Source organism: Rodentibacter rarus (assembly GCF_001998965.1).
GTDB classification, from domain to species: domain Bacteria; phylum Pseudomonadota; class Gammaproteobacteria; order Enterobacterales; family Pasteurellaceae; genus Rodentibacter; species Rodentibacter rarus.
The window spans coordinates 1-12,297 of sequence record NZ_MLHJ01000107.1; the positions used below are offsets into that span (position 1 = coordinate 1).

Genomic DNA, 12,297 nt, shown 5'->3' on the forward strand with positions numbered 1-12,297 from the left:
ACACGCAGTGTGTCCCGACAAGATAATAGTTGTGCAACGGCTGCATAAACCGAGCAAATCTACGAAACCTGCGCTATCACGCCTTTATATTAATTAAACACCAATCCCACGCCCAGCTCTTTCAACCCCTGACTTTCTTGACGAAGTTCATTCCAAATTAGAGGGTTACGATCAAGATAACCTTGTTCAAACGCCAAGCTCCAATCCGTAGAAGTGCGGTTGGTTTTGAGGGTGATTTTTTGGGGTTTCTCGGTGGCTTGACGGGATTTATTCAATATGACGGCAAGTCGCAATAAACGAATTAACACCAATACATCTTGTTCATCATAACGGGCAAACTGAGTTAAATCGGTGATTCTTAATGTGCCGATATGTAAGCGCACCAGTAATGCAAGCAAACGTTGTTGTTCCCGATCAAAGCCCGGCAATTCCATATTTTGTAGAATATAAGCCGAATGTTTTTGCATCCCTTTGTGATTAATCACAATCCCCACTTCATATAAGCGTGCCGCCCAAAGCAACACATTTTTCATTTCCTCTGCCAATGTCGGCTTACCCCATTGGGTATATTGATGAGCCAGGAGATTTGCACTCCCTGCGGTACGATGAGCTTGCTCGGTATCAATATCAAACTGTTCGGTTAATCCCCACGCTGTGCGCGCACGAATATCCGCCACTTGGAAATTTTTTTCGAGGCTATAAATCATTCCCTCACGCAAGGCACCATCGGAATAACGCATCTGTTCAATATGAAACACATCAAACACTGCGCGTAAAATTGCCAATCCCGGCACAAAAACATCCACACGTGCCGGATTCAATCCAATCATATTTAGTGACTCAAAATGATCTACCCGCAATGTTTGCTCAATTAAATCCTCTAAACGGGCTTTGGTGATGATGCCGTTCGGATCTAAGGTGGCGGCTATCACTTGATGGACGGTTTTAATCGTACCGGAAGACCCCAACACGGATTGCCAACCAAGATTGCGATACTCCCAGCCTAAATCTTCGATTTTATTGACCGCACTTTGATAGGCACTTTCAAAATTTTCTTGAGAAATTTTGCCATCCTTGAAATATTTTGAAGCAAAACTCACGCACCCCATATGGCGGCTTTCTGCGACAATCGGCGTGAAATCATCTCCCACAATCATTTCCGTGGAACCGCCGCCAATATCCACCACCAATTTTCTGCCTTTTTCCGGCTGCGTATGACACACACCGGCATAAATCGTTTTCGCTTCGGTTTGTCCGCTAATAATGTTAATTGGGTAAGGAAAAACTTCCGCAGCTTGACGTAAAAATTCGTCATTATTGACCGCTCTTCGCAAAGTATAAGTGCCGACTACATTCACATTTTCTGCTGTAAACCCTTGTAAACGCTCAGCAAACAATGCCAAGCAATTCACCCCTCGGGTGATGGCTTCTTGGCTTAATACAGCATTTTCGTCTAACCCTTCCGCCAATTTCACTTTTTGTTTTAACCGTGATAACACCTGAATGGAGCCATTCATAATGCGTGCCACTATCATATGGAAACTGTTAGATCCGAGATCGATGGCGGCAATTTCACGCACATTCGTTCGAAGGTGCGACAAAGTATCCTGTTCAAATTGCATTTTTTTATTCATCAATGATTCCTAAAATTCAAATTGGTAAAGTAAATCAAACACTTGGTTTGTGCCGGAGACGGATTGGAAATACAGTTGCGGGAGTAAACGATAACGTAGGGTCACTTCCGCTAAGCCGTCAAATAAACCTACGCCATATTTCACCTGCAAGCGTTTACCGATATTCCCACTCACCTGCACTTTTGAGCTATCGCCCACACCGGCAGTGCCAAGATTCAAATCTTGAATACCAAACGCCTCGCCAATGCCGCCTACAAGTTTACTGCTTTTTGCCAAGCCCATTCCAAGTAATGCTGCACCGACCGATCCCCCCGATCCGGTTTGCCCGCTCTCTTCTAAAGAACGTCCGGTCAATAAATAAGAAAGCGCCTGATCTTGCGGTTTACTCGGATGAGAAAAAACGGTCACTTCGGGATTGGTTGCCACACCAACCACTTTTACTCCGGCAGTGATATTGCTGTCTTCCATCGCTTCCGGATTACGAATCGCCTCAATATTTAACATCGGCTGTGAAGGTAAACCGGAAAAATGAATTTGTCCTTTGCGAATCACCAAATCTTGTCCGAAAGAGGCATAACGTCCATTTTTAAGGTCAATTTGACCATATAAACCCAAGCGCCCTTTCTCTTGTTTAACTGAAAGCAACCCTTCCAAATTCGACTTGAAACCATAAGCGTCAACGTGGACATCCTGACCGATATTAATCTTTAAATCAGAACGAATTTCCATACCGGATTGTGTGGTGGATGCAAATTCTCGATTAATCAATGCCGCTTTGCTTTTACGTGGTCCATTTAAAATCACTTCATCTTCACTCACCGGCTCTGCATTATCCGGTAGCGCCTCCACCTTAATCCGCGCCCAAGGAATCGCCATATTTCCCGATAATTCCAATAACTTCGGTGTCGCTTTTGCTAACACATTAGTGGAAAGGCGAAGTTTTCCCATTGAGGGAAGATCCAGTGTAAAGTTTTCCGTTTCCGCCCTAACTTCTGTGCGCCACGCCGCGAAATTCGCCCAATTTGAATGACCCGTTATGGTTAAACGTCCATCGGGCGTTTGTATATTGCCTTGCAAGGTAGAACGGGTTCCTTCAAAACGAAGGGCGACCTCCCCGTTTGTTACTTCAAAAGGGAGCATTTTCAATTTGCTTGTTAGATAACGGAGATCAATGTGTCCATTTAACAATGGTGTCTCAAGATTTCCGCCCAATGTAAGTGTCGAGTTGATCTCACCATTGATACTTTCACCTTGACTAACTAGCTGATTTAACAGGGCTAAATTCAAGCGTTCAATGTTAAATGTGCCGCCAAGATGACGTACACCACTGAGATCATTGAGTTTCAAATCCGTACGAATACGAGCCTGATTTTGTATATTGATGTCAGATTTTAATGTCAGATTATTGTTTTGAATATCCGCATTCAACGCCAACGTTGGAATATCAAGTTTAAATGTGCGGTAATCCAATTTTTGCGCAACCGCAAGATTATCGCCACTTAAGGATACATTTAAAATGAACGGGTTATCGCTAAACCACGCCACTTTTCCTTCACTACGCAATTGTCCTTTCAGCAAATCCTGTTCAATCAGTTTATTCACTAAATCCAAATTAATGCGTTTGACACTAAAGGGGATTTCCCCTTTTACACCCACACTAAACGTTTGAGGGAAACATAAATCCAAATCGGTATTAACCCAACAATGTGCTCCAATTGAGGCTTGAACCTCATTATTATTGTAAGTAACCGGAATAGGTTGATTCGATTTTACCTCACCAATCGGTGTATCAATTTTCACTTGGTTTAACAACCCTTTCCATTGCTGTAAAGTGCGGTCAAAATTTCCGGAGATTTGCAAATTCACCGCCACAGGTTCGCCTTGAGAGGCAAAGGTGAGTCGATGATTTTTTTCATCACCGGAAAGGGTTAAATCCATGGAATTGATCGTCACCGCCTCACCATAACGAATATTGCCACCTTTCACCCGCAAATCGCCATTCACCAAGGGCGCACCGGAAACCTTGCCTTGAATGGTGGCATTGGTAATATCCAAGGTTTGCCAGTGAAGACTTTTCGCATTGAAATCAAGCGTCATCTTTGGCTCGCTCAATGTCCCTTGAATGGTGGCGTTGCCTATCAGCGAACCACTCAAATCGCCATATAATCCACGCAAATTCGGGGCAGAAATATCCAAGGTTAAGTTCGATTGCCCGCTCAATGATCCTTTGGCATAAAATCGATTCTCGCCATAATTGAGCAAAAGTTCAGGGATATTGAGTAATACTTTATCACTTAACCGTAGCTGACCTTTCAAACTTAGCGGACGGTTGGAAAGGCTACCGGTTAAATCCACCTTGGAAAGATCCACGTGCCAACCCGCTGTGTCGACCTCCCCCAACACCGCCAATTTGCCGGACAGCATCACCGGCATACTCGGCACATAGGGGCGGATATTCATTTTATTGAGATCCGCCTCAACGTTCCATTTTGCACCATATTGCCAACTTGCCGAGCCGATGAGCTTTGCCGTCCCCTCCAAGGCTTTGAGGTTTAATTCGTGAACGTTCACCTCATACAATTTTCCCTTCACATCAAGAGATAAATCCGTTGAAGGAATATTCCCCATCCCCTCTACATTCCCCACCAGTTTCGCCCGATAGTCTAGCAAATCACCTGTTAGGCTTAATGCCACATCCTTGATTTTAAGCGGTGGTAAATTTTCAGCGAAAGCATATTTTCCTTTGGTGGCATTCAGCGTGAGGTTTAACGGCATTTTATCTTCCGCTAATTTTACTTCCCCCTTCAGTTGGGCATCCAATACCCCCTTTGTGGTTAAAGAAAGTGCGGTTGTTTTTTTCAATGATCCGGAAAGCGAAAGGGCGATGTCGCTTTTCGGTAAAATTTCTTTGCCTTTAGATTTAAAGGCATTTAACGAGGAAGTGAGGGTAAAATCCACAGGAAAATCACCGTTAAGTTGTAGTGAACCCTGTGCAGTGACATTGCCTAACGAACTGTCTAACGCCAATTTCTGCACTTGAGCAAGATGTCCCGTAGCATCGGCTTGCAAAAGAAAAGCGGAGAGCGAGATCTGCTGTAATGTTTCCCCCTGTTCATTTTGCGCCACATAGTGCCAATCTTTCGCACTAAGGCTTGGAATATGAATATCAAAGGGCAAATTGACCTCACTCACATTGCCTAAAAATGCGGGGGTTAAATTTTGCTCAATGGCCTCCCAATCTACCGGTTGATGCTTTTTCGTTTGATGATTCTTGGCTGATACCGATTTTTCAGGTTGGTCGAATTGAACGCTTTTAATGTTAAGGGCATTGACTGCTGTCGGGGCTAACGTCAATCCCGATTCATTATTTAAACTGACCGCACTTTGAAAACGTTCAAGGACAATATGGGTTTGATCCAATTGAAAATTGAGTTGATCTACCCTGAGATTTTTTACCTCAAGACTGGCGGGTAAACGCAATTTTTTCATTGGTGAACGTTCCCGAGGTTCTTGTTTCGATGGCGATAATGTTGAGGTATCAATGAAGATCTCCGGCGTATTGACTGAAATCTCTTCCACACAAATTTTGCCGGAAATCAAACAGCCAAAATCCAGTTGCAAACGGGCTTGAGCAATGTGAGTATCAATGCCTTCGGTTTGATAACGCACATTTTGTAAAACCAGCCCTTGTTGTAACCCGCCTTCAATTTGCTCAATGGAAAGACTGTCAAGCAGTTTATCCGCTAATTGGAGCACGCCTCGTTGCCCCGAATCAAAAGAAAGCGCCCCAACAAGAGCAAAAATCGGCACAAAAATGACCGCACTTGCGACACACAATGCATTACGCAGACAGGATTTTTTCTTTTTTGGCGTAGGCTGAGAAGGTGTTTGTTCCGCTGCTTTGATTTCTTGTTCTAACATAATTTCACCTAAATTTCTGTGCCTAAGCCAATGTAGAATTGAACGTTTTTACTGCTATCTTTGTCACGAACCGGTGTCGCAATATCAAATTTAATCGCCCCCACCGGCGATGCCCAACGGACACCCACACCTGCGCCATAGCGTAATTCTTCATTGCTAAAACGATTTGCCGCAAGACCGGCATCCACAAAGGTTGCGCCCCACCATGAAGGATAAACTTGGTATTGATATTCAAAAGATCCAGTGAGCAATCGGGAACCCCCTACGAGTTTATTATTCTGATCTTTCGGTGAAATTTTTTTATAGCCGTAACCCCTCACACTGCGATCCCCCCCGGCAAAGAAACGAAGTGTGGGCGGAATTTTATGGATATCTTTGGTGTGTAAATAGCCAATTTCCGCACGGGCGATAATGCGATGATTTTCTGCATAGGTACGAATCCAACCTGTTGAAGCTTGCACTTTAAAAAAACCTGCATCGGAAAGCAGCCCTTTGTAAGCCGTATCTACCGTGATTTTTTGCGAATCCCCCCAGGTCGGGAACATCCCCCCACGTAAACGGGTTCGGGTAAACCCGCCGGTCGGGTAAACCAACAGGCTTTTATCATCAATATCCGCTTGGGTGAATTTGTCATAACGTGCCCGCACGCCAACAAAATATTGCCAACCTTCATCATTATTCCAATAACGCAATCCGGCGAGGGTAACCGCTGTGGTTTTCGTATCGTTATCATCCTCATTTTCCGCACCGGTAGAAAATTCGTAATAATAATTTAACGGATTTTTTAATAGCGGGATTTTATACGTCGCTTCAAGGGTTTGCTTTGGTGAAGACACATAAAGATTGGTACGAAAACTGTGTCCACGATTATTAATCCAGGGTTTCGTCCAACCCATTTGTAAATGAGGTCCGGTATCGGTGGCAAAGCCGACACCTAATTCCATGGCATTTTTTTTACGGGGGTACATTAAAACATCCAGATTTACCACTTTATTCTCTTCATCGACCCGAGGTTGTAACAAAACAGACGTGAACCAGTTGGTTGAAGAAAAATCATTGCTCAATTCAGAAAGTTGATTCAGCAAATAAGGTTCGCCGGATTGAATCTTTAGCATATTTCGCAAATAATCTTCACGAATTTGCGTATTATTAAATTTAATTTCACCATAATGATAACGCACGCCACTATCGAACAGCATACGCCACCAAGCCTGATAGGTTTCCGGGCTAATTTCTAAACGGGAAACAGCAAATTTTCCATCTAAATAACCTCGGGCAAGGGCAAGGGTTGAAATGCTGCTTTTATACTCATCATATTTTTGATGCTCAACCAATTCGCCCTCTTTGGGTAAATTTTTGCGTAATGTCTCAAAGGTTTCATCTTTTGCCGCCTCCCCCACAATTTGAACATCCGTAGCCACAATCCGTGTGGGTTCCCCGGGTTTCACCTTCGCAATGAGTAAATCCCGTTTTTCTTTTCGTTTCTTTAGCTCAAACGTTACCGAAGAATCGTAATAACCAAACACACGCAAGCCTTTATCCACCGCATCAATAACAAGTTGTTTATAGCGATCAGAACCATCCATTTCTTCTTTGTTAATCAGTTCGACATTAAGTTTTGTGTTGCGAATTGCACGCTCACCCTTAATACCTTGAATGTCAATATCAACAGTTTGTTCGGCAAAAACAGAAAATGCCGAGAAAAAAAGTAAAAGTGCGGTTAAGTTGAGAGGATGTTTTTTCATTTTGTTTGTTAAACACTATTAAGGATCGGTGATTAAACTACGCTAGTTTACTATAAACCCTAAACCTTTGAAGGTTTTTTACAAAAATTTAATCATTTGGAAATGAAGATGTAAAAAAATGCGGTTGAAATCAACCGCACTTTTCTCTTTTAATTATTGGAAAATTTCACTTCCTGCACGATGCGTTTTGCGGTAGCGATAGGTAATTGCCCGATAAATGTGATTTCTTTATCACCAATCACTTCACTATACAATGTATACTCACCTTGTTTCCACGTTTGGTCTTGATGAGGTTGTTGGCTTTCAGCTTCGGTCACATACAATGTGAAGGTGAATAGTCCATCAGTAAATAAAGCACTATCAATCATTTCACCATCAAATAAATCTTGGCTATAACGTACACGCTCAAATCCATATGGCAACCACCCGGCTTTCCAACTCAGCGAATCGACATTATTTTGTGCTTCATTGAGTAACGGTGGTGTCGAGACCTTGTTTAAGTAATCCGTGAGTCCTTTTAGACGATCATCAATATAAAGCGTGACAACACGAAATTGATCTAATAATTTCCCTTCTCGATCAAGCATATCACTGCGAAGTAACAAACCGTTTTCTTCGTCAACAAAAACCACATATTGATAGCGAAAATCATCTTTTGGCACAATACGAATCGTATCCACAAAACGACCGGCAACTCGATTTTTTCCTAATACAATAAATTCATAATGTTGCGCTAATTTATCAAAATTGCTACGAACAACTGATGGCAATGCATCCACAATGCTCCCGCTATTAAGTGTAAAAGCGCGCGATCCCAATTGGAAATAGCTGACTAAATTATCGCGCTGAATAATTTCTTGCTGCTCTCCGTCAAGGGTAACCAGTTGAGCATAGGTTTTGTTATCACGCTTGATATGACGATAACGAAAAGAATCCATATTTGTCGGCGAGGTTTGCACAAAGGCAATTTCATAATTAAGACTATTCACCGCTTGCACCATTCTTTCTAACGTTTGCTTTGCGGATATCTCTTCCGCTATCGCAGAAAAACTCAGAAAAAAGGGAGAGAAAAGTGCGGTCACAAAAAACAACCTTTTTTGAACACTGACTTTACCAACGAGCCCGATGGGAGGAAAAAAACGAGTAAACGGGTTGGTGAATAATTTTAACGATATTTTTTTCATAACCTTTTGGTGATTCATAAAAAAATTCACCCCATCATCATGGGGATTGGTGGTGAATTATCTACGTTTATTAAATAATTATTTTGCCTGATTATTACCAATATTTAACGCATCGGCATGCATACGGCGTTGTAACTCATAGTTTTGCAACATTGCACCAATACGGCGATTTTTTTGTTCCATTTGATCGGCTTTTGCAACATCTTTGGTTGGCGCATTGTAGCTCACCTCTTGAACCGAATTATTAAAAGGTAAAGTCTGTAAAATCGGGGTTTCCGGGGCATTGCTCACATCAGTCTTGGCATTAAAAGATTGTACCCCAAGCACCGCCACCAAACACACACTTGCTGCCACCGCAATTTGTGCCATAGGAGCAAAGAAAGATTTGAACTTTTGCATAAATGGGAGGTGTTGCACTTCTTCAACGGTGGGCTGAGATTCACTCATCACCACTTTTTCGATTTCTTCCCTCTCGATCAAATTCGCCATTTTTGCCGTAAAATTAGCCCCCAAAACCACCGCACTTTCTTTCCGAATTACTGCACGAGCTAGATGATAAGCGGCCCAAGATTGGCATAAAGATTGATCATTGCACAAGGTTTCGGTGAACGTGGCATCGACTTGCTCGCCATCCATATAGGCTGAAAGTTGCTCTTTTTGCATTTTAAACTCCAACTTTATTCTAACGTTGCATAAGCGGTTGTATTTTGTTTTCGATAATTTCACGTGCACGGAAAATTCGAGAACGCACAGTGCCTACGGGACAATCCATTATTTGTGCGATGTCTTCGTAACTTAATCCTTCCAATTCACGAAGTGTAATCGCTGTTTTTAACTCCTCCGGCATACCATTAATCGTATCAAACACGATTTTTTCCAACTCGCCGGATAACATTTCATTTTCCGGGGTATCCACATCACGGAGATGGGTTCCCACATCATAGCCTTCAGCATCTTCTGCCAAAATATCTTCGCTTGGTGGACGACGCCCCTGCGCCGTTAAATAATTTTTTGCCGTATTCACGGCAATTCGATATAGCCAAGTGTAGAACGCACTATCACCACGAAAAGACTCAATGGAACGATAGGCTTTTATAAAGGATTCCTGTACAACATCGGGAATATCATTACGCGAAACATAGCGGGTAAGTAACCCCGCAACTTTATTTTGATAACGCGAAACTAATAAATTAAAGGCTTTTTTATCACCTTGCTGCACCCTTTCTACCAAAGCTTGATCCGTTAGCTGTTCAGCCATATTTCTCCTAATGCTATGTCTAACACGCCTTAATATTCAAGACAGCAAGCTCTCATTGCTTTATCTGACATAAGGGATTTTAAAAAGTTCCTCTCCGGTTAAAATTATTATTCCGGTGTATTGTTTCCAATAGAATGAAATCATAATAAAAACGGTCGATTCTGTAAAATACTTACAAAATCGACCGCACTTTTATCGGCGAATGACTCCCACAGGAAGGCGTGGAAGCAATTCAGTGACAATACCTACAGGTTAAATGATGTTGGTGATCGCATCATCAATGTACACTTTCACACCGTTGCTATCACTATATGCCGTATAGGTATGACCTGCAACCGGGGCGCTATCTCCGCTGATGGTATCAGCAGCATTTTTCACAAAGCCACCCAGTGAACTTTCACCATCTGCGCCTAAATCCACGGTATCGGCTGAGTTACCGGAAATAAACAAGGCTTCACCATCATTGTTTCGCAAGACATCTGCAACGGTTAATTTCACAGTCTGTGCATCAGCACTTGTCATATCAATGCGTTCAAATCCTTGAATACCTTCCTCACTCGCACCTGAACCTTGGGTTGCCAAATTAACGGTAACACCGCCTTGTTTTAACACAAGGGTATCGGTTCCTTCTCCACCTTTGATCAAACCTTGGTTCTGATTTGCTGTTGCATCATAGTTGAAATAGAACTCAACGGTATCATCTCCCTCGCCGGCATCAACACTGAGTTTGTTACCATTTGCCAGGTTAGCCGTTCTACCGAGTTTGATCACATCATCACCTGCACCGGTTTCAATCAATTTCTGACCCGCATAAGAGCCGTACAAGTAACTGGTTTGTAGGTCAACCGTATCATTACCATCCCCGGTTTGAATAACGACATTGTTAAGGTTGCCGTTAAGCGTAATGACATCCTCACCGCTCCCCGTTAATACCTCAAGCGCATTAACTAATGCTCTGCTTTTCGCTCCAATAAAGAGTTCATTGTTACCATCACCAAGATCGATCAATACTTTATTTGCCTCAGTTTTTGCTGTAGGTATATCAATACCACGATTGATGGTGACTTTATCATTACCGGAACCGGCTGTAATATCAATACCAAAACGAAGTTTACCACCAACAAAAAGCGTATTATCACCTTCACCTAATAGTAGTTTTGAACCACCCGTGAAGTTTTGACCTACTGCAACTTGATCATCGCCATCACCAGTATCAATCACAGAACCATTACGAACGCTACTTGATACTTTTACAATATCATTGCCCTCACCGGTGATCACCTTAGATCCCGGTCTTCTTTCTGCCTCAGTTCTATTACTAACACTAGAAGCTTGGTTCATATCACCCGCAATCACAACAACATCATCCCCTTTACCGGTTTCAATCTCTGAATCTCTCAACGAGTAGAAACGTGGGAAAGTTTTCAGATCTGTTGCTGAACTATAGTGACGATTCGTACCAACAATCACCGTATCATTCGCATCACCGGTCGTAATTTTCTGCAAGGTAATCTCTGCTTTATCATCCATTAATGGATTTTTATCCTTAATCTTCTTAAGAACATTCTCAGCATTCTTACCTGTCAACTTACCATTTAATGTACGACCGGTAATAATTGAATCAGGGTAAGGACTCACTTCATCATCCTCTTCCGTAGATGGATCAACCAACTCTTTATCTTCCAACGCATCAAGACGTTTTTGGAAGTCTTTAGCAACATTCTCAGGAAGCGAAGCCAGTGCCTCATCCACTTTCTCTTGAGCTGTCGCTTTTTCACCCTGCGCATTACTTAATGCAGTGTCAAACGCTTTTTTATCCGCAGCTTTATATTTACCGGTATTAACATCTGCATTTTCAAGAGCCTCGTCATATTTATCTTCCATGACAGAATAGGCCTCTTCGGCTTTCACAACGAGATCTTCAATCTCTACGATAAGCTTATCGGTTTCATCATCAATACCATTGCCATCTTTATCATTCACCGCAGGTACATCCGGGTTTGTGATCGCATCCACTCGGGTTTCTAAGCCATCTTTACCCTCTATGCCTTCCGGTAATGTATCAACCGCTTTATCCGCTGCATCTTTCGCTTGATCCGCAGTGTCTTTTAACGAGGCAAGTTTATCCGCTTCTTCTTGGCTGATAGCATTATCTTTTTGTGCTTCAGTCAAGGCATCGTTGTACTCTTGAGAGGCTTTTTCTGCGTCTTCTACAAGTTTAGTCGCATCCGCTAGCTCTTGCGCATCATCTTTACCGTTGCCGTTTGCATCAGTCACCTCTGGGACTTTAACCGGGTTCACATCGTCAACACGGGTTTGTAAGCCCTCTTTCTCAGCTACGGTATCCGGTAAGGCTTTCACCGCATCATCGGCAGCTTTTTTCGTTTCCGCTACATTTTCGTTTGCTTTTTCGATTGCCGCTTTTTCTTCCGGTGTGATCACACCATCTGCGTTCGCATCTTCTAACGCTTTTTCTGCCGCTTTTTCTGCTGCTTCGGCTTTTTCTACGAGATCTGTTGCTTGCGCTACTTTCGCGTCTAGCTCTGAGGTACCTG

Annotated in this window: 7 protein-coding genes; all 7 read right to left on the minus strand. The window is 42.7% G+C overall.

From position 1 onward, the window contains the following. Positions 1–89: 89 nt before the first annotated feature. Entirely contained in the window at positions 90–1,634 is a 1,545-nt protein-coding gene (gene ppx, locus BKK50_RS10015; RefSeq protein WP_077417666.1) for an exopolyphosphatase, read from the minus strand. Positions 1,635–1,643: 9 nt separating this feature from the next. Then, positions 1,644–5,555 (minus strand): autotransporter assembly complex protein TamB, encoded by a 3,912-nt coding sequence (gene tamB, locus BKK50_RS10020; protein ID WP_077417668.1) that lies wholly within the window; start codon positions 5,553–5,555, stop codon positions 1,644–1,646. A gap of 8 nt (positions 5,556–5,563) precedes the next feature. Then, a complete protein-coding gene (gene tamA / locus BKK50_RS10025) occupies positions 5,564–7,300 on the minus strand; it encodes an autotransporter assembly complex protein TamA (protein ID WP_077417671.1) in 1,737 nt (578 codons plus the stop codon). A gap of 149 nt (positions 7,301–7,449) precedes the next feature. After that, positions 7,450–8,484, minus strand: a complete 1,035-nt coding sequence (gene rseB, locus BKK50_RS10030) for a sigma-E factor regulatory protein RseB (RefSeq protein ID WP_077417679.1) — start codon at positions 8,482–8,484, stop codon at positions 7,450–7,452. 78 nt (positions 8,485–8,562) lie between these two features. Continuing rightward, on the minus strand, positions 8,563–9,147 hold the full coding sequence (locus BKK50_RS10035; RefSeq protein ID WP_077417673.1) for a sigma-E factor negative regulatory protein: 585 nt from the start codon (positions 9,145–9,147) through the stop codon (positions 8,563–8,565). 19 nt (positions 9,148–9,166) lie between these two features. Continuing rightward, complete coding sequence (gene rpoE / locus BKK50_RS10040; protein WP_077417675.1) at positions 9,167–9,742, minus strand: RNA polymerase sigma factor RpoE; 576 nt, start codon at positions 9,740–9,742, stop codon at positions 9,167–9,169. 252 nt (positions 9,743–9,994) lie between these two features. After that, positions 9,995–12,297, minus strand: a 2,303-nt coding sequence (locus BKK50_RS12495) for a GA-like domain-containing protein (protein ID WP_077417677.1), incomplete at its 5' end; no start/stop codon positions are given.

Excerpts from the sequence above, each read along its gene's own strand:
- ppx (WP_077417666.1), bottom strand. The coding sequence starts at position 1,634 with ATGAATAAAAAAATGCAATTTGAACAGGATACTTTGTCGCACCTTCGA.
- tamB (WP_077417668.1), bottom strand. The coding sequence starts at position 5,555 with ATGTTAGAACAAGAAATCAAAGCAGCGGAACAAACACCTTCTCAGCCT.
- tamA (WP_077417671.1), bottom strand. The coding sequence starts at position 7,300 with ATGAAAAAACATCCTCTCAACTTAACCGCACTTTTACTTTTTTTCTCG.
- rseB (WP_077417679.1), bottom strand. The coding sequence starts at position 8,484 with ATGAAAAAAATATCGTTAAAATTATTCACCAACCCGTTTACTCGTTTT.
- BKK50_RS10035 (WP_077417673.1), bottom strand. The coding sequence starts at position 9,147 with ATGCAAAAAGAGCAACTTTCAGCCTATATGGATGGCGAGCAAGTCGAT.
- rpoE (WP_077417675.1), bottom strand. The coding sequence starts at position 9,742 with ATGGCTGAACAGCTAACGGATCAAGCTTTGGTAGAAAGGGTGCAGCAA.